The organism is Pseudomonas sp. Pseusp97, from assembly GCF_047304025.1.
Classification (GTDB): domain Bacteria; phylum Pseudomonadota; class Gammaproteobacteria; order Pseudomonadales; family Pseudomonadaceae; genus Pseudomonas.
In genome coordinates, this window is sequence record NZ_JBGLYK010000057.1 from 1 (window position 1) to 22,195 (window position 22,195).

The following is a 22,195-nucleotide window of genomic DNA, read 5'->3' on the forward strand; positions in this document are numbered from 1 at the left end:
GGCTCGGCGCCGCGCGGCACTGGCGCGCGCCGAGCCTGGGCGAGCAGGGCGTGTTGCTCAGTCCGTCCGGCATGGCTGCCATGGGCACCTTCGTGCCGGGGCTGTTCGGTGCGGCATCGGCGCCGCCGAACAATCGCGGCGAGGTGGAGAGCTGGCATTTTCCCGACGGCGCCGTGCTCAGCTACGACTGGCAAGCGCATCGCTATGACCTGCAACTGCCCGCCGGGACCGCCTCGGTAAAGGTCGGTGGCACGCAGGTGGTGATCGACCCGGGGGCGGTGAATGTCACCGCCGCCAGCATCCAGCTGACCGGTCCGGTGAGCATCCAGGGCGCGTTGACGGTTAACGGCAACATCAGCAGTACCGGTTCGATCATGGATACCGCCGGCAACAGCAACCACCACACACATTGAAGTCGCTTCGACTTCCAACCCGGGCCCGCTTCGTGCGGGCCTCTGCATTTCTGGAGACCTGCCATGGGCAACTTTTCCCGTGCGCGCCCTGAGCGACGGAGGGCGCGGCCATGATCGGCATGGATCGACGCAACGGCCAGCCGCTGAGCGGGCTGGCGCACCTGAAGCAATCCATCGAGGACATCCTCACCACCCCGCTGGGCAGCCGGCGCATGCGCCCGGAGTACGGCAGCCGCCTGCGGCGCATGGTCGACCTGCCGGTGACCGAAGGCTGGAAGGGCGCGGTACAGGCCGAGGTGGCCCGCGCCATCGGCCGCTGGGAGCCGCGCCTGCGGTTGAGTTCGGTGCAGGTGGTGGCCGTGGTCGCCGGCAGCGTTTCGCTGCGCCTGCGCGGCGTCTACCTGGGTGACGAGATCGGACTGGAGGTGGCGGCATGAGCCTGATCGACCTGTCCCAACTGCCCGCTCCCGAAGTCGTCGAGAGCCTCGACTACGAGACGCTCTACGCCGAGTTGCTGGCGGATTTCCGCAGCGCCATGGGGGAGGGCTGGACCGCGGCGGTGGAGTCCGATCCGGTGGTCAAGCTGCTGGAGCTTGCGGCCTATCGCGAGTTGCTGCTGCGCGCCCAGATCAACGACGCCGCCCGTGCGGTGATGCTCGGTTACGCGACCCAGGGCGACCTCGATCAGCTGGCGGCCGGCTACAACGTCAAGCGCCTAGTGATCCAGCAGGCGGATGCCACGACCTCGCCGCCGACTCCGGCAGTGCTGGAGGGCGACGACTCGCTGCGCAATCGCACGCAGCTGGCCTTCGACCAACTCTCGGTGGCCGGCCCGCGCAATGCCTACGTGGCCTTCGCCCTCGGCGCCGACGGGCGCATTGCCGATGTCTCGGCGATCAGCCCGCAGCCGTGCGAGGCGCTGGTCAGTGTGTTGTCTTCCGAGGGTAATGGCGCGGCGTCGGCGGACCTGCTGGAGGCCGTGCGCAAGGCGCTGAACGACGAAGATGTACGCCCGGTGGGCGACCGTTTGACGGTGCAGTCCGCCGCCATCGTGCCCTACCAGGTCGACGCGGTTCTCTACATCTACCCGGGCCCGGAAGCCGAGCTGATCCAGCAGGCCGCCGAGGCTTCGCTGCAGACCTACATCGCCACCCAGCGCCGCATCGGCCGCGATATCCGCCGCAGCGCGCTGTTCGCCGCGCTGCATGTGGAAGGGGTGCAGCGTGTCGAACTGGCCAAGCCGGCTGCCGACGTAGTGCTCGATGCGACCCAGGCGGCGTACTGCAGCGGCTACCAGATCCGCGTGGGAGGTTCGGATGAGTAGCCGCCTGCTGCCGATCAACTCGACGCTGCTGGAGCGTGTGCTGGCGGATGTGCAGGTCGCCGATCTGCCGGTGCCGCTGCGCGAGCTGATGGACCCGCAACGCTGTCCCGTCGCACTGCTGCCTTACCTGGCCTGGGCCTGGTCGGTGGACCGCTGGGACCCGACGTGGAGCGAGACGGTGAAGCGCAAGGCGGTAGCTGCGGCCTTCCGCATCCACCAGCACAAGGGAACTATCGCCGCGCTGCGGCGGGTGATCGAGCCGCTGGGCTACCTGATCGAGATCATCGAGTGGTGGCAGGGCTCGCCGATGGGCGAGCCGGGCACCTTCCGCCTGCGCATCGGCGTGCTCGATAGCGGCATCAGCGAGGAAATGTACCAGGAGGTGGAGCGCCTGATCGAAGACGCCAAACCGCTCACGCGGCACCTCATCGGGCTGGATATCAGCCTGGAATCCCAGGGGCGGATCACCGTCGGCTCCGGGCAATACGACGGCGACATCGTCACCGTCTACCCCTACCTCCCGGACCTGATCGAAGCGATCGGCAGCCACGGCTTGCCGGGCCGGGAACACACCATCGATAGCTTGAGTGTCTACCCATGGCAGTAACCTACTACGCACTTCTCACCACGATCGGTGCCGGCAAGCTGGCGAATGCCACCGCGCTGGGCACCACCCTGAAAATCACCCAGCTTGCCGTGGGCGATGGCGGCGGCAATGTGCCGACCCCAGACGCCAGCCGTACGCAACTGGTCAACGAAGTCCGCCGCGCGCCGCTCAACCGCCTGAGCGTCGACCCGGCGAACAGCGCGCAGATCATCGCCGAACAAGTCATCCCCGAGGACGTGGGTGGCTGGTGGATCCGCGAGATGGGCCTGTACGACGAAGCCGGCGCGCTGATCGCCTACGCCAACTGCGCGCCATCCTACAAACCGCAACTGGCCGAAGGCAGCGGCCGCACCCAGACCGTGCGCATCGTGCTGATTGTCAGCAATGCTGCGTCGGTGGAGCTGAAGATCGATCCGAGCGTGGTGCTGGCGACGAGAGAGTACGTGGATAACTCCATTGTCACGGCGCTGAATCGGCTGGACTACAAGCAGTCCGTGCGGGCGGCCACAACCGCGAGTATTACGCTGAGCGGATTGCAAACGCTGGATGGTGTGGCGCTGGTTGCGGGCGACCGGGTGCTGGTGAAGAACCAGACCAATGCCGTGGACAACGGGCTTTACGTCGTCGCCGCCGGCGCCTGGAAGCGCGCGACCGATGCGGACGAGAACAGCGAGGTGACGCCGGGGCTGACGGTGGTAGTGGAAAGTGGCACTTCGCAGGCCGACAGCATTTGGCAACTGGTGACTGATGGGGCGATTGTGCTGGGCACTACAGCGCTGGCGTTCCAGAACATTACCAATGGGTTGGCGAAGTTGGCTTCTCCGGCATTTTCTGGTACGCCCACCGCACCGACCCCTGCCATCACAAGCAGCGATACCAGCATTGCAACTACTGCTTTCACAAGCAATGTCCTCCGGAGCCTGGGGCTTGGAGGTAACTGCAAAGCGAATGGCGTTGCCAATATGAATGGTGCGAACCTGGGTGGCATCGAAAGCTACAACGGGACAGAGTCCGACGCGGTGGCTAACAACTGGCCAGTGTTGGGAGTCGCGGCCGCAACGGCGGTCCATTACAACGTGGTCACCTTCGGACTTGGAAACCGGATAACTCAGATTGCAGTGCAGGCGTATCTGGGGGGGAATGAAAATCGGATCTTCAGTCGAAGCAAGCATGACAGCACATGGTCGGCCTGGTCCGAGCAAGCGCCGCTGCTGTCTCCAAAACTGGCCGGAAATCCGACGGCACCAACGCCGCCCCAGTTCGATAAAGACACCAGCCTCTCGACGACTGAGTTCGTGCAGCGAGCGCTTGGCAATTTTTCCAACCAGAGCAGTGTTAACACGACCCGCGCCTTAACGCTGGATATGGCCGGTCAAATTATCAATTGCGGAAATACCATTACAGTCACGCTGCCTACCGCCTCGACCGATGCGGTGGGCGCCACGTTCCAGATAAACAACGCTGGCAGCGGAGTTGTGACTGTGCAGGCGCCTGTCGCCCAAAGCTTGTACGGCGTCGGCAGCGCTGTGGCTCGCATGTTTGTTCTTGGCGCTGGCGATACGGTGACAGTTGCTTATGTTGGCGGGAATGCCTGGTACGGCTGGGGCGGCATACAACTCGGCGCGTCGGCTGGCTTCGCTGCCCTTCAACAATCCAACGGCTATCAGAAGCTCCCAAGTGGCCTGATTTTCCAGTGGGTAACGGGCATCAGCGATTCTAATGGCAATGCGGTAGTAACGCTTCCAGTTCAATTCCCGACTGGGTTCCTGGGAGGCGTTGCAAGTGAATATTCACCTACAGGATGGACTGCTAACCGTGCCACGGTGTGGTCAGTTGATCAGGTAGCGAGTTCCAAGTCTCAGGTTGCCGCTAGGGTCAGAGATATCCTGGGCACCGCCGGGCCTGTGCTAAATGCCGGGATTGCCGGGCGCTTATTCGTATGGGGGTATTGAATATGACGTTCTACTTCTCTTCCAAAACGCTCGGTTTTTTTTCGTCGGATATACATGGCCATGCCTTTCCAGATGATGTGGTCGAGATTTCCACAGGGGTATATGAGTCACTGCTGTCTGGCCAGGCAATGGGGAAACGGATTGTGGCTCACGAGTCTGGACTGCCGATGCTGCTCGAGCCCGCCGCACCTGACGAGGCTACGCTGCGGAGCGGAATCTCGGCGCGGCGTTTCTTGGCCGAGACTTTGGGCGTTGAGGTGAATGGGGTTACGTATGCGACATCGCGTGATAGCCAAGCGTTGATGAGCAATGTAGTCCACGCAGCTATGCTGGATAGCAGCTACTGCTGCAACTGGAAAACACCGGAAGGCTTTATCGAACTGGGCCCGGAGCAGATTTTTGGCATGGCGACCGCTGTGCGGGCTCACATCCAAGCCTGTTTCGATCGTGAAGCCGAACTACTCGCCCACCTAGACGCCGGGACCTTCACCGAGTCGATGCTCGATGAGGGCTGGCCCTCCTGATTCCACCTATGTAATCCCGCCCGCTGCCCTTGCAGCCAGGGCAAACCACCCAACCGCCTCCCGGCGGTTTTTTTATGTCTGGAGAAAACCTATGAGCTTCTTTCACGGCGTCACCGTGACCAATGTCGACGTCGGTGCGCGCACCATTGCGCTGCCGTCGTCCTCGATCATCGGCCTGGTGGATACCTTCACCCCCGATACCAAGCTGACCGCGCAGGCCGATGTGCCGGTGCTGCTCACCAGCCTGCGCGAAGCGGCTGCCGCCTTCGGCACTGCGTCGGCCATCTACAAGTCCTGCACCGCCATCTTCACCCAGTCCGCCGCGGTGGTCGTGGCGGTGGGCGTGGCCAAGGTCGAGGATGCGGCGCAGCTGACTTCCGCGATCATCGGCAGCGTCACCGAAGCCGGCCAGCGTACCGGCCTGCAGGCACTGCTCGACGGCAAGTCGCGCTTCAACGCCCAGCCGCGCCTGTTGATTGCGCCGAAGCACTCCGCCACCCAGGCGGTGGCCACCGCCATGGGCGCGCTGGCCGAGAAGCTGCGCGCCATCGCCATTGTCGACGGCCCGAACACCACCGACGAGGCGGCCATCGCCTACGCCGGCGAGTTCGGCAGCAAGCGCATCTACCTGGTCGATCCGGGCGTGCAGTACTGGGATACCGCCAGCAGCGCCACCGTCGATGCGCCGGCCTCGGCCAACGCCGCCGCGCTGTTCGCCTGGACCGACAGCCAGTACGGCTTCTGGTCCTCGCCGTCGAACAAGGAACTGCTCGGCATCACCGGCACCGGCCGCCCCATCGAGTTCCTCGACGGCGACGAGACCTGCCGCGCCAACCTGCTCAACAACGCCAACATCACCACCATCATCCGCGACGACGGCTACCGCCTGTGGGGTAACCGCACCCTCTCCAGCGATACCAAGTGGGCCTTCGTCACCCGCGTGCGGACCATGGACATGGTGATGGACGCCATCCTCGCCGGGCACAAGTGGGCGGTCGACCGCGGCATCACCAAGACCTACGTGAAGGACGTCACCGAGGGCCTGCAGGCCTTCATGCGCGACCTGAAGAACCAGGGCGCGGTGATCGACTTCGAGGTCTATGCCGACCCGGAACTCAACACCGCCAGCCAACTGGCCCAGGGCAAGGTGTACTGGAACATCCGCTTCACCGACGTACCGCCTGCCGAGAACCCCAACTTCCGCGTCGAGGTGACCGATCAGTGGCTCACCGAAGTCCTGGACGCAGCTTAAGGAGAACCCCAGATGATTCCGCAGATCCTGACCAACACCAACCTCTTCGTCGACGGCGTGAGCTTCGCCGGTGACGTGCCGTCCCTGACCCTGCCGACCCTCAAGGTGAAGACCCAGGAGTACCGTGCCGGCGGCATGGACGCCCCGGTCCTGCTCGACGTCGGACTGGAGGCCATGGAGGCGAAGTTCACCACCAACGGCGCGCGCCGCGAGGCCATGAAATTCTTCGGCCTGAGCGATCAGGGCGCCTTCAACGGCACCTTCCGCGGCTCCTTCAAGACCCAGAAGGGCGGCAGCGTGCCGGTGGTTGCCACCGTCCGCGGCCTGCTCAAGGAGATCAACCCGGGCGACTGGAAGGCCGGTGACCTGGCCGCCTGTACCTACAGCGTGGCCGTCTCCTATTACAAGCTGGAAGTCGAGGGCCGCGAGATGTTCGAGATCGACCCGGCCAACTCGGTGCGCAAGATCGACGGCGTCGACCAGCTCGCCGCCATGCGCAACGACCTGGGCGTCTGAGGAGAACCCTGATGCAAGACTCCGTCAAACAGCCTGTATGGCTGAGCCTGTCCGAGGACGCGGCGATGGTGAAACTGTCCCGCCCGACCTCCTGCAACGGCGTCGATGTCGACGCCCTCACCCTGCGTGCGCCCACCGTGCGCGACATCCGCCTGGCCAGCAAGGTCGCCAGCGATGACGAGGAGCGCGAGCTGCAACTGTTCGCCTCGCTGGTACAGGTCAGCCGCCAGGACCTGGAGGGGCTCAAGCTCAGCGACTACCAGCGCCTGCAACACGCCTACTTTCGCCTGGTGCGAGAGGACGGCGATGAGCTTCGCGCTGATGCGCCAGCTGGCGCGGCGACTGGCGACTGAGTCGGGCTTCACGGCCGGCGAACTGGAGCGCATGACGCTCAGCGACCTGCGTTGGTGGCTGGGGGATGAGGCGGGCTAGTTCGCCCTCGCGGAGCGTCGGGCGACCGGCGCTCCCTTGTCGTCGCAGAGGCGAATCTCGTCAGAGGGCAAGTGAAATGGAAATGAGTGAAAAGCCGGAAGTCTTGGTGGCGGCTGTCGTCGGTCTGGGCAGTACCCTCGGGAGGGTAATAGCGGACTCCGCCCTGCGCCTGGGCAACCTGGTTGGAAAGCTCGATACGAGCCTGCCTTTGCGCAAGCTGGTGGAGGGCATCGACGCTATTCAGGACAACCAGGAAATTCGCCATCGCGCCGGCGAGCGCAACGCGGGGGAAACAAGGCTGGCGCTGCGACGGATCATCGATCTGCTGGCGCCGAGGCCGCTGGATATTCGTCTGCCGAAGATCGTCGTCAGTGTGGCCGCGCAAACGAGTACCCCGGCGAACGATTGGCAGCGCCTGGAGACGGCGACCAAGCCGCTGCTCGAATTGAGTTCCGTTGGGGACGTTCTACGCTCGTCGATCGGTATGACACTGGCGTATCGCGGTCGCCTGATGCAGGTCCGCGACGCGGCGGGGCAGCCCTACGATCCGGCGGCTGAAGCGGCGCTCAGTGATCGGGTTGTAGAAACGGGCCGTGAGGCGGCGATGCCTCGCGACAAGGTGCTGGACCTGGCGCAGGCCCTGGTCGAGCGCAAGGTGCCGCTGAACGATATGGTGGCGATGTTGCCCGTGGCGGCGAAGTTCGCCCAGGGGCAGGGCGTGTCGCCGCAAACCACGGCGCAGCTGATCAGTGCCCTGCAGCAGAAGGGCGGCATCGATAATGCCGTCGACCTGGAGCGAGCGCTCAGTGCCGTGGCGTGGCGCGGCCAGAAGGAAGCGCCATCGGTTGAAGGCTTCAGTCGCGACCTGCTCGGCAGCCTGGCCTCGGTCCGGCCGGGGGACTCGCAGAAGACCGAGGCCTTGTTGCAGTCCCGGCAGGCCCTGGCCGTCGCCCCGACCGATCTGCTGCAGCAGGGCGTCAAGCAACATCGGGAATCGCCGCTCGGACAGCTGGAAGCCAGCGAGCAGAATATCTCCGGCGCCATGCTGAAAATCGGCGATGCCATGCTCGCCCATCAGGGGGCTCTGGAGTATGTCGGCGGTGGTCTGCTGGCTCTGAAATCCCTGATCGACGCGAAGAAATTCGTCGAAGACGCCAACGACGCGATGCCGTGGAACTGGGGCAAGCGCGATGTACAGGATGTCTTCGTCACCAACTGGCCGGGCGGTGGGCTGGGCGACCTTCCCGATGGCAGGTCCAGAGGCAAGGGTAAGGGCAAAGGGAAGGGGGCCGGCAAAGCGAAAACCGGTGGCTCCGGCCCTGCCACGCGCGGCGGCATCTTCCAGCGCGCGCGATCCACGCTGGGCCGTGCCGCTGGAGCCGCTTCCGGCTGGGTCGGTCGTGCGGCGCAAACCGTTCGCGCGTCGCGAGTCGGCCGTGTTGCGGGCAGTGTGCTGAGACGTGGAGCAGGCCTGGCAAGAAGCATGGGTGCTTCCGCAGTCGGAAGGGCGGTGGGCGGATTGGCACGGAGAGCTGGGGCGGGGCTGCGACGTTTCGCTCCGGTCAACGCCGCGATGGCCATTGCCGATGTCGCGTCGGTCTACGCCAGTGACAAGTCGTCGGCCGAAAAGGCTATCGGCTACGGCAAGGCCGGTGGCTCCGCCATTGGCGCGGCAGCCGGTGCTGCATTGGGCACGCTGATCCCGATTCCGGTGCTGGGCACGCTGGTCGGCGGCGCCATCGGCGCGACCGTGGGCGAGTGGATCGGTGGCAAGGCCGGGGAGCTGTTCGGGCCGTCGGAAGGCGCTGCGAAAGCGCCGCCAGTCGCTGCGCCACCTGCCGCTCCGGTAGCCGCAGCGGCGGTCGCCAGCGGTCCGCCCAACTGGACCTTTTCGCCGCAGGTGAGCATCAACGTGGCGGGCAACATCGTCAATCCGCAGCAGTTGCTGGACGAGCTGATCCCGGCCATGCGCCGGCTGATCGCCGAGGCCCAGCAGGAACGGCAGCGCAACGCGCTGTTCGACACCGTCGTCATGTGAGGAGGCCCCATGACCTATCTGGAACAGTTCAATACCGGCCTCGGCATGATTGCAGGTGCTGCCACGGCCGCCCGGCGCGACCTGGAGCAGGTCAGCGCGCCGGTGGACAAGGCGATGCTGCATATCCGCAGCGGCGTCGCTGCGCTCGAAGGCCTGCCCGGCGTCACGCCGGAGGCGGCTGCCAAGCTCAAGCGCGTCACCGATGGCATCGTCCGTGCCCAGGGCAAGCTGCAGGAGGTGGTGAAGAAAGCCCAGGCCGAGCAGGAAAAGCTGCAGAAGAATCTCGACAAGGCCAAGCAGGTGGCCGCCGAGGTGGACGAGCGGGTGGGCAAGCTGGGCGAGGAGATCAACAACGCAGGCCAGGCGGTGAACAAGGTGCTGGGCAAGATCGATCCGCGCCTGAAGGACATCCTGCCAAGTTCGGTGCTGGCGCCCAGGCACGATCCTTCCGAACAGATGTGCAAGGTCCCGCAGCACCTGCTGATCATGACGCCGCTCAAGTCGACCGAGCACACCTACTACTTCAACGTCGACACCACCGGTTTCCAGCGCCTGACCCGCACCAGCAGCTTTGCCTGGAGGGACCAGGCGCGACTCGGCCGGCGCAGCGCGCAGCAGAGCGTCGGCCTGGGCCCGGAAACGCTCACGCTCAATGGGGTGGTGATGCCGCTGTTCATCCGTGCCGGCGACACCTCGCAGCGCGTCGGCTGGAATCAGCCGCGGACGCTGCGGGATATCGCGGCGTTGAGCGAGCCGGTCCACCTCGGCACCGGGCGCGGCGACGACCTGGGCAACTGGTGCCTGACCAAGATCACCGAGACGCAGGAGGCGCTGTTCGCCAATGGCGTACCGCGTCAGCAAACCCTAGACCTGGAGTTCACCCGCTATGGCGACGACGATAGTCAGAAGCGCTGACGGAGACCTGCTGGACCGCCTGTGCTACCAGCGCTACGGGCATCTCAATGGCTGCGTGGAAGCCGTGCTGGATGCCAATCCCGGACTGGCCGACGAGCCTCAACCGTTACGCGGCGGCGTGCTCATCCGCCTGCCAGAACTGTTGATGCCGGCAGACCAGAGCGTGCGTTTGTGGGAGTGACCACCGGTATTCTCTTCAGCAACCAGGCCTCGCTCAAGCGGGGCCTTTTCATTCAGGGTGACCTATGAAACCTGCGTTTCGCATCAGCGCCGACGGCGCGGACATCACTGCGCTGGTGAGCGACCGCTTGATCGAGCTGCAACTCACCGACAAACCGGGACTGGAGTCGGACACCTTCCAGATCACCATCGATGACCGCGATGGCACTGTCGCGCTGCCCCGGCGTGGCGCTGCGCTGGAGGTTTTCCTCGGCTACGACGGCAGCCCGCTCACGCGCATGGGCCGCTACGTGGTGGACACGCTGACCTACAGCGGCATGCCGGACAACCTGGTGATCAAGGGCAAGAGCGGTGACATGCGCGGCCAGGGCAAAGCCGCCCGCAGCGGCAGTTGGGAAGGCATGAGCCTGGCGAGCGTGGTGGCGGATATCGCGGCGCGCAATGGCTGGCGCGCGGCGTGCACTGTCGAGACGCTGATCGCGCGCATCGACCAGATCCGCGAGTCGGACTTCAACTTCATCACCCGCCTGGCGCGGCTGTACGACTGCACTGCGAAGCTGGCCAACAACAGCCTGCTGGTGCAGCCTCGGCAGTCCGGACGCAGCGCCAGTGGTCAGGTGTTGGAGATACCCGTCCTCGCTCGTGGTGATGTGGGATCGTTCCGCTTCACCCTGGATGACCGCAAGGTAGTGGCGGCGGTGAAGGTGCCCTATCGCGGTGCCGACGGTGTGCAGAAGCAGGTGCGCGTGGCCAATCCTGATGCGCCGTCTCAGGTCGCCGCGGAACATTGCGACCGCCACCCGCAGCCGGACGAAGCGGCGGCCCGGCGAGTCGCGGCGGCACGGCTGGCCGAGTTCAATCGCAACAGCGCCGAAGTGCAGCTGGACATGCCCGGTCGCGCCGACCTGTTCGCTGAGCTGACCATCGATCTGCAGGGCTTCAAGGCCGGAGTCGACGGGCGCTACCTGATCGATTCGGTCACCCAGCATTTCTCCTCCGGCGGCTGGACCACCACGGTGCAGTGCAATGGCGGGGCGCAGGGCAAGGGCAAGGCCGGGGAGGGCGGCTGACATGCTCATCGACGAACGCCAACTGTTGTTGATCCTGCCCAACGCCCGCCCTGTCGCGGGCGTTTTTGTTCCGCTGCTCAATGCAGCAATGCTCGACTTCGCCATCGACACACCGCCACGAGCTGCCGCCTTCATCGCCCAGATCGGCCACGAGAGCGCGCAGCTGACCCGTTGCGTGGAAAGCCTGACCTACAGCGCGCAGCGCTTGGCCGCCGTCTGGCCGCGGCGCTTTCGCAGTGCCGACGGCTCGCCCACGGCGCTGGCGCGGGAGGTGGCGTACCAGCCCGAGCGTATCGCCGACCTCGTCTATGCCGGGCGCAACGGTAATGGCGACGAGGCCTCCGGCGATGGCTGGCGCTTTCGTGGACGAGGCCTGCTGCAGGTGACCGGGAGGAGCAACTACCGCTCTGTCGGTGAAGGGCTCGCCCAGCCATTCGTCGCTCGTCCGCACTTGCTGGCAGAACCGCGATGGGCGAGCCGGTCCGCCGCCTGGTGGTGGCAACGCAATGGGCTGAATGAACTGGCCGATGCGCAGCGCTTCGAGGACATCACGCGGCGCATCAACGGTGGGCTGAATGGGCTGGAGGAGCGTCTGCGGCTCTGGCGCCGGGCCCAGGAGGTGCTTGGATGAGGCGTTTCTGGCTGGCGCTGGGGATGGGCGGCTTCCTGCTTGGCGGCCTTGTCGGCAGCTGGCTGGCCGCGCGCTTCTATGGCAGGCAGTTGGAGAGCCTGCGTCTGCAACTGGCGGGCTGCAGCGATGCCGGCAAGGCGCTGGAGTCGAAGCTGGCGCTGCAGAACGCCCAGGTAGAAGCGCTGGAGCAGGCTGCCCGCCAGCGTGCCGACGCGGCCGAGCACGCTCAGGCATTGGCTCGCGAACAGGCGCAGAACCATGAGGCCGCGGCCAGCCGGCTGCTGCTCGAGCGCAGCGTAGGTGAAGAGTGCGCCGTGGTTCGTCAGCTGATCGACCGGGAACTGCCGCCGTGAAGCTGCTGCGGGTTATACCCGTGCTGCTCCTCGCGGGATGCGCATCCACCGCGCCGACGCCGGTGGAAGTGCGCATTCCCATCCCGGTACCGTGCCGGGCGCCGGCCATCGAACTCCCTCGATTCGCCACCGCCGACCTGCGCCCGACCGACGATCTGCAAACCAAGGTGCGCGCGCTGCTGGCCGAGCGGCAGCAGCACCTGGCCTACGAAACCCGCCTGCGCGCCGCACTCGACGCGTGCCGCTGAATCTTCCTACCTTCGTCGGCCGGGCCGCCGTGCTTGTTGCGCTGGCGCCCGGCCTTGGGCTACTGTTCGGCCATCGCTAGGCGAGACCGCAACCGTGATCCACCGCAGCCGCATCATCACCTCCCTCCTCAAGGCATTCGCCCGTTGGCGCTGGCGCGCCTGATTCCTTCTTTCCCGGCATAGCGCCGGTCTCTTCTTACGCGTCCATTTCCTCCATCCGCTGGCATAATCGCCAGATTCGCGCAGCCCGCGAGGCCGCAATGGGTGTCGACGATGGCGCGATCCGAAAGCAGTGCAATCATGAGGTTCGAGCAGACATGCTGCTGATGATCGATAACTACGATTCCTTCACCTACAACCTGGTGCAGTACTTCGCCGAGTTGAAGGCCGACATCCACGTCATTCGCAATGACGAACTGAGCGTCGAGCAGATCGCCGCGCTCAATCCCGAGCGCATCGTCCTGTCCCCCGGTCCGTGCACGCCGAACGAGGCGGGCGTGTCCCTGGAAGTGATCGAGCGTTTCGCCGGCAAGCTGCCGCTGCTGGGCGTTTGCCTGGGCCACCAGTCCATCGGCCAGGCCTTCAGCGGCGACGTGGTGCGTGCACGGCAGGTCATGCACGGCAAGGTCAGCCCGGTGTTCCACAAGGACCTGGGCGTGTTCGCCGGCCTGAACAATCCGCTGACCCAGACCCGCTACCACTCCCTGGTGGTAAAGCGGGAGACGCTGCCCGACTGCCTGGAAATCACGGCCTGGACGGCTCTGGAAGACGGCTCGGTCGACGAGATCATGGGCCTGCGCCACAAGACGCTGAACGTCGAGGGCGTGCAGTTCCACCCCGAGTCGATCCTTTCCGAACAGGGCCACGAGATGCTGGCCAACTTCCTCAAGCAGACCGGCGGGGTGCGCGCATGAATATCAAGGAAGCCCTCGGCCGTGTGGTCAGCCAGCTGGACCTGACCACCGAGGAAATGCAGGACGTCATGCGCGAGATCATGACCGGGCAGTGCACCGACGCGCAGATCGGCGCCTTCCTCATGGGCATGCGCATGAAGAGCGAGACCATCGACGAGATCGTCGGCGCCGTGGCGGTGATGCGCGAGCTGGCCGACCAGGTCGAACTGGACAGCCTCAAGCACGTGGTCGACGTGGTCGGCACCGGTGGCGACGGCGCGAACATCTTCAACGTGTCCTCGGCGGCGGCCTTCGTGGTCGCCGCTGCTGGCGGCAAGGTCGCCAAACACGGTAATCGTGCGGTCTCCGGCAAGAGCGGCAGCGCCGACCTGCTGGAAGCCGCCGGCATCTACCTGGACCTCAAGCCGGTCCAGGTGAAGCGCTGCATCGAGACGGTCGGGGTCGGCTTCATGTTCGCCCAGGTGCACCACAAGGCCATGAAGTATGCCGCCGGGCCGCGCCGTGAGCTCGGCCTGCGTACCCTGTTCAACATGCTCGGCCCGCTGACCAACCCGGCCGGCGTGAAGCACCAGGTGGTCGGCGTGTTCAGCCAGGCGCTGTGCCGGCCGCTGGCCGAGGTGCTCAAGCGCCTGGGCAGCGAGCACATCCTGGTGGTGCATTCGCGCGACGGTCTGGACGAGTTCAGCCTCGCCGCGCCGACCCATGTCGCAGAACTGAAGGACGGCGTGGTCACCGAATACGAAGTGCAGCCCGAGGACTTCGGCATCAAGAGCCAGAGCCTGATCGGCCTGACCGTGGACAGCCCGCAGCAGTCGCTGGAGCTGATCCGTGATGCCCTGGGCCGGCGCAAGACCGAAGCGGGGCAGAAGGCCGCCGAGCTGATCGTGCTCAATGCTGGCGCCGCGCTCTACGCCGCGGACCTGGCCACCAGCCTGCACGAAGGCATGCAATTGGCCCACGACGCCCTGCACACGGGGCTGGCGCGGGAGAAGATGGAAGAGCTGGCGGCCTTCACCGCCGTTTACCGAGAGGAGAACGCACAGTGAGTGTGCCGACGGTTCTGCAGAAGATCCTGGCCCGCAAGGCCGAAGAAGTCGCCGAACGCCGCGCCCGTGTCGCCTTTGCCGAGGTGGAGCAGCTGGCGCGCGCGGCGGATGCCCCGCGGGGTTTCGCCAACGCCTTGCTGGAGCGCGCCAAGCGCCGCGAGCCGGCGGTGATCGCCGAGGTGAAGAAGGCGTCGCCGAGCAAGGGCATCATTCGCGAGAATTTCGACCCTGCCGATATCGCCCGCAGCTACGAAGAAGGCGGCGCTACCTGCCTCTCGGTGCTGACCGACATCGACTTCTTCCTCGGCAGCGACGCCTACCTGAAGGAAGCCCGCGCGGCCTGCAAGCTGCCGGTGATCCGCAAGGATTTCCTGATCGATCCGTACCAGGTGGTGGAAGCCCGCGCCATCGGCGCCGACTGCATCCTGCTGATCGTCTCGGCGCTGGATGACGTGCGCATGGCCGAGCTGGCTTCGGTGGCCAAGGACGTCGGCCTCGACGTGCTGGTGGAGGTGCACGACGCGCCGGAGTTGGAGCGTGCCCTGAAGACCCTGGACACTCCGCTGGTCGGCATCAACAACCGCAACCTGCACACCTTCGAAGTAAGCCTGGAGACCACCCTTGACCTGCTGCCGGAGATTCCGCGCGAGCGCATGGTGATCACCGAGAGCGGCATCCTCAACCGCGCCGATGTCGAACTGATGGAAGTCAGCGACGTGTTCGGCTTCCTGGTCGGCGAAGCCTTCATGCGCGCCGACGAGCCGGGGACCGAGCTCAAGCGCCTGTTCTTCCCCGAGCGCAGCAAGGTGAAGCTGGGCGCCGATCCGGACTGAGGTCCATGTGTAGGAGCGAGCTTGCTCGCGAACCGGGCAACATGCGGTTGGCCGGATAGCTGTTCGCGAGCAAGCTCGCTCCTACAGAGTTAAAAAGCCGGCGATTGCCGGCTTTTTTGTTTTTGGGCGTTCTTCAGCGGGTGCCGAAGACCACCATGGTCTTGCCTTTCACGTGCACCAGGCCCTGCTCCTCCAGGCTCTTGAGCACGCGACCGACCATCTCGCGGGAGCAGCCGACGATGCGGCCGATTTCCTGGCGGGTGATCTTGATCTGCATGCCGTCCGGGTGGGTCATGGCGTCCGGCTGCTGGCACAGGTCCAGCAGGGTGCGCGCGACGCGACCGGTGACGTCGAGGAAGGCCAGGTCGCCGACCTTGCGCGTGGTCTTGCGCAGGCGGTCAGCCATCTGGCTGCCGAGGGTCAGGAGAATCTCCGGATCCTGCTGGCTCAGTTCGCGGAACTTCGCGTAGCTGATCTCGGCGACTTCGCATTCGGTCTTGGCGCGGATCCAGGCGCTGCGCTCGTGGCCGGTGCTGCCTTCTTTCTCGAAGAGCCCCATCTCTCCGAAGAAGTCGCCGGTGTTGAGGTACCCGATGATCATCTCGCGGCCGTCGTCATCCTCGATCAGTACGGTCACCGACCCCTTGATGATGAAGAACAGGCTCTCGCAGCGGTCACCGGCGTAGATGATGGTGCTCTTGGCGGTGAAGCGGCGGCGATGACAGTGCGCGAGCAACTTGTCGAGGTTCTTGATTTTGGGTGTGAGGGTAATAGCTACCATGCCCGAGTCCCGGAAAGTAGAAAGAGTGGCCTTTGCACAACAGGCGCTAATGATTTTTTATGTTCAGCTTTAGTGCCGTGCGTCCCTGGCGTGATCCCCCTCGATCCCCAGGGCGGCATGATTGCCTTGCTGAGCAGTCTTGCATGTACGTAAATCAGCAAGAGCTTAACAGACGAAGTGTTACCAGCAATCGGAAGTCTGGAACGTTCGTGTAGGCAATTTCTGAGAGTGTGCCAGTAAACCGGCGCCAGCTTAAGTGATAAATGCATACTTGCCGTGTGGAAATGAGACCTGGGTAACAGCCATCGCTCCCACTGGGCGTGCTAGGGGCCTGTGATAAGCTGTCGCCCCTTTTTTCCGGCGGAGTTCCTTGCAATGAAAGCGCGAATCCAGTGGGCGGGCGAGGCGATGTTCCTCGGTGAATCCGGCAGCGGCCACGTCGTGGTAATGGACGGCCCGCCGGACGCCGGCGGTCGCAATCTCGGCGTACGTCCGATGGAGATGCTCCTGCTCGGCCTGGGCGGCTGTACCAACTTCGATGTGGTCAGCATCCTGAAGAAGGGTCGCCAGCCGGTGGAAAGCTGCGAAGCCTTCCTCGAGGCCGAGCGCGCCGACGAAGACCCGAAGGTCTTCACCAAGATCCACGTGCACTTCGTGGTCAAGGGCCGTGGCCTGAAGGAAGCACAGGTCAAGCGGGCGGTCGAGCTGTCGGCCGAGAAGTACTGCTCCGCCTCGATCATGCTCGGCCGCGCCGGCGTCGAGATCACCCATGACTACGAGATCGTGGAACTCGGCTGACAACCAGCTTCATCCTTTCATCATCAAGGATGCGCAAACTCTGGCAGAGGTCGTCCGACCTCTGCATAATGCGCCACCTTTTTTCAGGGCCATCCGGTCCGAAACCAAGCAACCACAATCGCCATCGCGAAGAGGTGTAAACCGTCCTACGCAGGTGCCGCCGTACGCATCTGACGGGCATGCTCAACCACGCGGCAGAGCCGCATTAAATGAGAGTTATCCCACGGTGAAAAGCAAACTCAAGCTCCACGGGTTCAACAACCTGACGAAGACCTTGAGCTTCAATATCTATGACATCTGCTATGCCGAGACGCCTGAAGACCAGCAGGCCTACGTGCAGTACATCGACGAAGAGTACGATGCCGAACGTCTCACGCAGATCCTCACCGATGTTGTCGACATCATTGGCGCGAACATCCTGAACATCGCCCGTCAGGATTACGATCCGCAAGGCGCCAGCGTGACCATCCTGATCTCCGAGCAGCCGGTCACCCCGACCGACAGCCAGATCGAGGAATCCCCGGGCCCGCTGCCGGAGACAATCCTGGCGCACCTCGACAAGAGCCATATCACCGTACACACCTATCCGGAGATCCATCCGGTGGAAGGCATCGCGACCTTCCGGGTGGACATCGATGTGTCGACCTGCGGCGTCATCTCGCCGCTCAAGGCGCTCAACTACCTCATCCACCAGTTCGATTCGGACATCGTCACCGTGGATTACCGCGTGCGCGGCTTCACCCGCGATGTGGAAGGCAAGAAGCACTTCATCGACCACGAGATCAACTCGATCCAGAACTATCTCTCCGACGACACGTACGAGGCCTACCAGATGACCGACGTGAACGTGTACCAGGAGAACCTGTTCCACACCAAGATGCTGCTCAAGGAGTTCGACCTGGACAACTACCTGTTCGGCGATGCGACCCGCAACCTGTCGCCCGAGCAGCGCAAGCAGGTGGAAGAGCGCGTGCGGCACGAAATGCTGGAGATTTTCTACGCGCGCAACATGCCGCGCTGATCGAGCTACTGCGCTGGGAGATACGGCGTTGAAAAGCCGGGCTGAAATGCTCATTTGCTGCAGCAAACTCCGCTTTCATCCCGACTTTTCGCCTTGTCTCTCCTGCGCTCGTAACGCTCGATAGTGGAAACGAAAAAGGGGCACCCAGTGGGTGCCCCTTTTTTTGTTTCGGAGCAGGTCAGATCCGGTAGGTGGACTTGGTCATCACCTTGGACAACAGCGTCATGCCGAACTTGACCGGTGCGGGGAAGCGCAGGCCGCCGGCCTCGATGGCGCTGGTGGCGTGGTGTTCCTCGTCCTCGCGCATCTGTTCGAGGATGGCGCGGGATTTCTGGTCCTCGGCGGGAATTTCCGCCAGGTGTTCGTCCAGGTGCTTGCACACCTGATCCTCGGTGGCCGCTACGAAACCCAGGCTGACCCGGTCGCTGATCAGCCCGGCGGCGGCGCCGACGCCAAAGGACAGGCCGTAGAACAGCGGATTGAGCACGCTCGGGCGGCTGCCCAGCTCGCGGATGCGCTGTTCGCACCAGGCGAGATGGTCGACTTCCTCGTCGGCGGCCTCTTCCATGGCCTTGCGCACCTTCGGCAGCTTGGCGGTCAGCGCCTGGCCCTGGTACAGCGCCTGGGCGCAGACCTCGCCGGTGTGGTTGATGCGCATCAGGCCGGCCACGTGGCGGGCATCGGTGTCGCTGAGCTCGGCATCGGGCTGGACGATGGCGGGGGACGGGCGCCCCGGATGACCGCTGAACGGCAGCAGGGTGCGCAGCGCGGCATCGGCCTGCAGCAGGAAGCGGTCGGCGGGGGAGTAGTGACGGTCGGCGGACATGGCGCACCTCCGAGTGGGAAGATTCGCCTGGCAGTTTACCGGATGGCGGATGACAGGTCTTGCCGAGGTGCGCGCAGCTTCTTCTGCTCGATCAGCCCGGCGGCCAATGCATCTGGCGTTGACCCAGCACGTGCATGTGGATGTGGTGCACGGTCTGGCCGCCCAGGTCGTTGCAGTTCATCACCACGCGGAAGCCCTCGTCGCACCCCTGCTCCTTCGCCAGCCGCTGGGCGGTGAAGAGGATGTGGCCGGCCAGCGGCTTGTCCGCCTCGGTCAGGTCGTTGAGGGTGGAAACGTGCTTCTTCGGGATCACCAGGAAATGCACCGGCGCCTGCGGGCCGATGTCATGGAAGGCGATGACCTGGTCATCTTCATAGAGCTTCTTCGCGGGGATATCCCCGGCGACGATCTTGCAGAACAGACAGTCCACGAAACTTACCTCCTGCCAGTGGAATGGTGCTGGAGTTTAGCGCCCGCCGAGAGGCCGCGCCCAGTGGCCGGTCAGCTGGCCAGTGCCAGGCGGTTGATGCGCCCGGCCAGCTTGCGCATGACCCAGCGCGGCAGCAGGCGTATGCCGCAGGCAAAGAGGCGGTTGCGCCAGCCGGGAATGATCAGCGCCGGCGCGCGACGCAGCGCTTTCACGGCCAGGAAAGCCACTTCCTCCGGGGACATGACGCGCTTGCCATTGTCGAGTCTGCCCAGGCGCATGTCGGCGTTACGGTAGAAGGCCGTGCGGGTCGGGCCGGGGCACAGCACGGAAACCTTGATCCCGCGCCCTTTGAGTTCCTCGCGCAAGCCTTCGGAGAAGTGCAGCACGAACGCCTTGCTCGCGTAGTAGCTGCTCATCCACGGGCCGGGCAGCAGGCCGGCCAGGGACGCGACGTTGAGAATCCGTCCGCCGCCGGTGCGCTCCATCATCATGCCAATGCCGTGGCACAGCCGCGCCAGGGCCAGGACGTTGAGCTCCAGCAATTCCTGTTCGCGGGACCAGTCCTGGTCGATGAAGGCGCCGGAGGTGCCGATGCCGGCGTTGTTCACCAGCAGCTCGATCTGCCGGCCGCTCTGCTCCAGTTCATGCAGCAGGCCCGAGATCTGCAGTGGCTCGGACAAGTCGCAGGCGCGGAACAGCACCTCCACCCCGAAGCGCTGCGATAACTCGCAGGCAGCGGTCTCCAGCGCATCGCGCTGGCGCGCCACCAGGATCAGCGCCTGGCCGCGGCGGGCCAGCGCTTCGGCCAGGGCCAGGCCGATACCGCTGGAAGCTCCGGTGATGAGGGCAAAACGAGGCATTCAGGAGTCTCTGTGGCGGGGTGGCGTTCGACCACGCCCGCCACGGGTTGTTGCATTACTGATCCGAGTCGCCGCCTTCGGTATCGCCGCTGCTGAAGTCGCCGTCGGACGGTTCCGCGCTGGCCGCCGGATCGGCAGCTTCGTCGCCCTGCTGGTACTGCGGGGCTTGCGCCGCCTGGGCGCGCTCGAGGTAGCTCTGGTAGGCCGGGATCGCGATGGCGGCGAGGATACCGCCAAACACCGGGAACAGCAGCCAGCAGAAGGCCAGGACCTTGACGCCGGTGCTGTTGGGCGGCGGCGGCGGACCGAAGCGGTTGGCGGTCTGTTCGCCCGGCATGAACAGCATCAGCAGGCTGAGGACCACGTTGACGAAAGGCACCATCAGCACGAGCCAGAGCCAGCCGGACCAGCCCAGGTCATGCAGGCGCTGTACGCCGATGGGCACGCTGAAGACCATGGCGGCGATGACCACTGCGGCGATGGCAACGACCCCCAGCGGCAGCGATACGGCCATCAGCAGGCTGGCGACCAGGTAGGCGCCGAAGACAATGAATGAGAGTGCGGCGGACCAGCCCAGGTAGCGCACGCGACCGATCCGCCCGGAGAGGCTGCGGACCTTCAGTTCGCCGAATTCCGGAAGCTCGTCGCCGACCTGCGCCTGGGGCGGTGCATAGGGGGACGCCGGGTTGGAGGGGGCTGCGGTAACCGCCGCCGGGTTGGCCGCCAGTTCGGCCTGGCGCGCCAGGTACTTGTCGATGACGATGCCGCAGGCGCTGCATTCGATGGCACTGGCCTGCTCATGGCCGCATTTGGGACAGGTCATCCGCTCATTGCCGGTCGATTCTCCGGCGGCGCGGGCGGCGAGCGTCGCTTCGCTGGGATGATCCTCGGTCTCCACCAGGCTCAGGCCGGCGAGGCCTTCTGCTTCCTTGCGGGCGTTGGCGCCGGCGCCATGCAGGGCGCGCAGGTATTTGTCGGCTTCGTCATCGGACAGGTCGCGCTTGAGCACGACTGGCTGGCCGCTGAACAACGCTTCGATCTTCGACGCGTCGCTCTTGAAGAGACGGGCGAGGTTTTCCTTGGCGGTTTCCAGCGGCGTCTGCGGCATCAGCGCGCCGTCGAACACGATCTTGAAGCGGGATTGGTCCATCGGGGCATCCTTGTCTTGGGGCTATGGTGGAATCGCTACAGCGTAATCGGGCCGCCAGGGGCCAACAAGCGGCCCTGGCGGATATATCGTGAGCGGTGCCGCAGCTCAGACCAGCAGTTGGTTGGACAGGCCGGCGCTGCGGGTCAGGGCCTGGCGGTACTCATGGTCCAGGCGGGCGATGAGTTCGCCCACCGCCGGCAGATCGCGAATGTCGCCCACGCCCTGGCCCGCGGACCACACGGTCTTCCAGGCCTTGGCCTCGTCGTTCACCGGCTTGAGCTTCTCGCCATAGTTGAGCGCGCCCTTGTCGTTCAGCCGCTGCATGTCGAAACCGGCGGCCTCCAGGCTCTGGCGCATGAAGCTGGCCGGGACGCCGGAGACGGCGGGGGTATGGACGATATCGGCGGCGCGGGCGTCGAGCAGCATGTGCTTGTAGTCCTCGGAAGCGGCGCTCTCGCGGGTGGCGATGAAGCGCGTGCCGAGGTAGGCGAGGTCGGCGCCCAGCACCTGGGCGGCAAGGATCTCGTGACCGTGGTTGATGCAGCCGGCCAGCAGCAGGGTCTTGTCGAAGAACTGGCGGATCTCGGCGATCAATGCGAAAGGGCTCCAGGTGCCGGCATGGCCGCCCGCGCCGGCAGCCACGGCGATCAGGCCGTCGACTCCCGCTTCCGCTGCCTTCTCGGCGTGACGCCGGGTGGTGACGTCATGGAACACCAGGCCGCCATAGCTGTGCACCGCGTCCACTACCTCGCGTACCGCGCCCAGGCTGGTGATGACGATGGGCACCTTGTGCTCGACGCAGAGCTTCAGGTCCGCCTGCAGGCGCGGGTTGGTGTTGTGGACGATCAGGTTCACCGCATAGGGCGCGGCCTGCGGGTCGGCTGCCAGCCCGGCTTCGATCTCTTCCAGCCAGGCCTTGAAGCCGCTGCTTTCGCGCTGGTTCAGCGCGGGGAAGCTGCCGACGATGCCGCTCCTGCAGCAGGCGAGCACCAGTTGCGGGTTGGAGACCAGGAACATCGGAGCCGCCACCAGAGGGATGCGCAGGCGGCGGTCGAGCAGGGCGGGCAGGGACATGACAGTC

Annotated in this window: 27 protein-coding genes; 21 read left to right on the forward strand and 6 right to left on the reverse strand. The window is 65.0% G+C overall.

The window, feature by feature from the left end; translation table 11 throughout:
* The 19 genes from ACCC94_RS12310 to trpC form a co-directional block, all read left to right on the forward strand.
* On the forward strand, positions 1 to 413 hold a 413-nt coding region (locus tag ACCC94_RS12310; protein ID WP_413349746.1), incomplete at its 5' end, for a phage baseplate assembly protein V.
* Positions 414 to 523: 110 nt separating this feature from the next.
* Positions 524 to 850 (forward strand): GPW/gp25 family protein, encoded by a 327-nt coding sequence (locus tag ACCC94_RS12315; protein WP_413349747.1) that lies wholly within the window; start codon positions 524 to 526, stop codon positions 848 to 850.
* Positions 847 to 1,737 (forward strand): baseplate J/gp47 family protein, encoded by an 891-nt coding sequence (locus ACCC94_RS12320; RefSeq protein ID WP_413349748.1) that lies wholly within the window; start codon positions 847 to 849, stop codon positions 1,735 to 1,737. The genes ACCC94_RS12315 and ACCC94_RS12320 overlap by 4 nt, the downstream gene beginning before the upstream one ends.
* Positions 1,730 to 2,344, forward strand: a complete 615-nt coding sequence (locus ACCC94_RS12325; protein WP_413349749.1) for a phage tail protein I — start codon at positions 1,730 to 1,732, stop codon at positions 2,342 to 2,344. Before ACCC94_RS12320 ends, ACCC94_RS12325 begins: the two co-directional genes overlap by 8 nt.
* A complete protein-coding gene (locus tag ACCC94_RS12330; RefSeq protein WP_413349750.1) occupies positions 2,335 to 4,296 on the forward strand; it encodes a phage tail protein in 1,962 nt (653 codons plus the stop codon). Before ACCC94_RS12325 ends, ACCC94_RS12330 begins: the two co-directional genes overlap by 10 nt.
* Before the next feature lie 2 nt (positions 4,297 to 4,298).
* Entirely contained in the window at positions 4,299 to 4,820 is a 522-nt protein-coding gene (locus ACCC94_RS12335; RefSeq protein ID WP_413349751.1) for a DUF4376 domain-containing protein, read from the forward strand.
* A 91-nt stretch (positions 4,821 to 4,911) separates the two neighbouring features.
* A complete protein-coding gene (locus ACCC94_RS12340; protein WP_413349752.1) occupies positions 4,912 to 6,072 on the forward strand; it encodes a phage tail sheath subtilisin-like domain-containing protein in 1,161 nt (386 codons plus the stop codon).
* Positions 6,073 to 6,084: 12 nt separating this feature from the next.
* Positions 6,085 to 6,588, forward strand: coding sequence for a phage major tail tube protein (locus ACCC94_RS12345; protein WP_236201380.1), 504 nt, complete (start codon positions 6,085 to 6,087; stop codon positions 6,586 to 6,588).
* Between the two features lie 11 nt (positions 6,589 to 6,599).
* Entirely contained in the window at positions 6,600 to 6,941 is a 342-nt protein-coding gene (locus tag ACCC94_RS12350) for a phage tail assembly protein (RefSeq protein ID WP_413349753.1), read from the forward strand.
* 155 nt (positions 6,942 to 7,096) lie between these two features.
* On the forward strand, positions 7,097 to 9,058 hold the full coding sequence (locus tag ACCC94_RS12355) for a glycine zipper domain-containing protein (RefSeq protein ID WP_413349754.1): 1,962 nt from the start codon (positions 7,097 to 7,099) through the stop codon (positions 9,056 to 9,058).
* A 9-nt stretch (positions 9,059 to 9,067) separates the two neighbouring features.
* Positions 9,068 to 9,973: a phage tail protein gene (locus ACCC94_RS12360; protein WP_413349755.1), complete on the forward strand. Its 906-nt coding sequence runs from the start codon at positions 9,068 to 9,070 to the stop codon at positions 9,971 to 9,973.
* On the forward strand, positions 9,945 to 10,154 hold the full coding sequence (locus ACCC94_RS12365) for a tail protein X (RefSeq protein ID WP_413349756.1): 210 nt from the start codon (positions 9,945 to 9,947) through the stop codon (positions 10,152 to 10,154). Before ACCC94_RS12360 ends, ACCC94_RS12365 begins: the two co-directional genes overlap by 29 nt.
* A 64-nt stretch (positions 10,155 to 10,218) precedes the next feature.
* Positions 10,219 to 11,223, forward strand: a complete 1,005-nt coding sequence (locus ACCC94_RS12370) for a phage late control D family protein (RefSeq protein WP_413349757.1) — start codon at positions 10,219 to 10,221, stop codon at positions 11,221 to 11,223.
* A 1-nt stretch (position 11,224) separates the two neighbouring features.
* Positions 11,225 to 11,854: a glycoside hydrolase family 19 protein gene (locus ACCC94_RS12375; RefSeq protein ID WP_413349758.1), complete on the forward strand. Its 630-nt coding sequence runs from the start codon at positions 11,225 to 11,227 to the stop codon at positions 11,852 to 11,854.
* Complete coding sequence (locus tag ACCC94_RS12380; RefSeq protein ID WP_413349759.1) at positions 11,851 to 12,207, forward strand: hypothetical protein; 357 nt, start codon at positions 11,851 to 11,853, stop codon at positions 12,205 to 12,207. The genes ACCC94_RS12375 and ACCC94_RS12380 overlap by 4 nt, the downstream gene beginning before the upstream one ends.
* Complete coding sequence (locus ACCC94_RS12385; protein ID WP_413349760.1) at positions 12,204 to 12,455, forward strand: hypothetical protein; 252 nt, start codon at positions 12,204 to 12,206, stop codon at positions 12,453 to 12,455. The genes ACCC94_RS12380 and ACCC94_RS12385 overlap by 4 nt, the downstream gene beginning before the upstream one ends.
* 317 nt (positions 12,456 to 12,772) lie before the next feature.
* A complete protein-coding gene (locus tag ACCC94_RS12390) occupies positions 12,773 to 13,369 on the forward strand; it encodes an aminodeoxychorismate/anthranilate synthase component II (RefSeq protein ID WP_413349761.1) in 597 nt (198 codons plus the stop codon).
* Complete coding sequence (gene trpD, locus ACCC94_RS12395) at positions 13,366 to 14,415, forward strand: anthranilate phosphoribosyltransferase (protein WP_413349762.1); 1,050 nt, start codon at positions 13,366 to 13,368, stop codon at positions 14,413 to 14,415. Before ACCC94_RS12390 ends, trpD begins: the two co-directional genes overlap by 4 nt.
* Positions 14,412 to 15,248 carry an indole-3-glycerol phosphate synthase TrpC gene (gene trpC, locus ACCC94_RS12400; RefSeq protein ID WP_413349763.1) on the forward strand — a complete coding sequence of 279 codons (837 nt, stop codon included), beginning with the start codon at positions 14,412 to 14,414 and terminating at the stop codon, positions 15,246 to 15,248. The genes trpD and trpC overlap by 4 nt, the downstream gene beginning before the upstream one ends.
* A gap of 133 nt (positions 15,249 to 15,381) precedes the next feature.
* On the opposite strand, the gene crp is transcribed toward trpC, so the two are convergent.
* Positions 15,382 to 16,029: a cAMP-activated global transcriptional regulator CRP gene (gene crp / locus ACCC94_RS12405; protein ID WP_413349764.1), complete on the reverse strand. Its 648-nt coding sequence runs from the start codon at positions 16,027 to 16,029 to the stop codon at positions 15,382 to 15,384.
* 375 nt (positions 16,030 to 16,404) lie between these two features.
* On the opposite strand from crp, the gene ACCC94_RS12410 reads away from it, so the two are divergent.
* Together ACCC94_RS12410 and speD are read left to right on the forward strand one after the other, a co-directional pair.
* Complete coding sequence (locus ACCC94_RS12410; protein ID WP_015475289.1) at positions 16,405 to 16,827, forward strand: OsmC family protein; 423 nt, start codon at positions 16,405 to 16,407, stop codon at positions 16,825 to 16,827.
* 226 nt (positions 16,828 to 17,053) lie between these two features.
* Positions 17,054 to 17,848, forward strand: a complete 795-nt coding sequence (gene speD, locus ACCC94_RS12415) for an adenosylmethionine decarboxylase (RefSeq protein WP_138525630.1) — start codon at positions 17,054 to 17,056, stop codon at positions 17,846 to 17,848.
* 178 nt (positions 17,849 to 18,026) lie between these two features.
* Here the strand turns inward: speD and coq7 are convergent, their stop codons facing one another.
* The 5 genes from coq7 to ACCC94_RS12440 form a co-directional block, all read right to left on the reverse strand.
* The gene (coq7, locus tag ACCC94_RS12420) at positions 18,027 to 18,674 is read right to left on the reverse strand and encodes a 2-polyprenyl-3-methyl-6-methoxy-1,4-benzoquinone monooxygenase (protein ID WP_413349765.1); all 648 of its coding nucleotides are present in this window, start codon (positions 18,672 to 18,674) and stop codon (positions 18,027 to 18,029) included.
* 91 nt (positions 18,675 to 18,765) lie between these two features.
* Positions 18,766 to 19,104 (reverse strand): histidine triad nucleotide-binding protein, encoded by a 339-nt coding sequence (locus ACCC94_RS12425; RefSeq protein ID WP_413349766.1) that lies wholly within the window; start codon positions 19,102 to 19,104, stop codon positions 18,766 to 18,768.
* Positions 19,105 to 19,175: 71 nt separating this feature from the next.
* Positions 19,176 to 19,964, reverse strand: a complete 789-nt coding sequence (locus tag ACCC94_RS12430) for an SDR family NAD(P)-dependent oxidoreductase (RefSeq protein WP_413349767.1) — start codon at positions 19,962 to 19,964, stop codon at positions 19,176 to 19,178.
* A gap of 55 nt (positions 19,965 to 20,019) precedes the next feature.
* Complete coding sequence (locus ACCC94_RS12435; RefSeq protein WP_413349768.1) at positions 20,020 to 21,114, reverse strand: DUF805 domain-containing protein; 1,095 nt, start codon at positions 21,112 to 21,114, stop codon at positions 20,020 to 20,022.
* Positions 21,115 to 21,219: 105 nt separating this feature from the next.
* Positions 21,220 to 22,188 (reverse strand): NAD(P)H-dependent flavin oxidoreductase, encoded by a 969-nt coding sequence (locus ACCC94_RS12440; protein ID WP_413349769.1) that lies wholly within the window; start codon positions 22,186 to 22,188, stop codon positions 21,220 to 21,222.
* Positions 22,189 to 22,195: the final 7 nt, after the last annotated feature.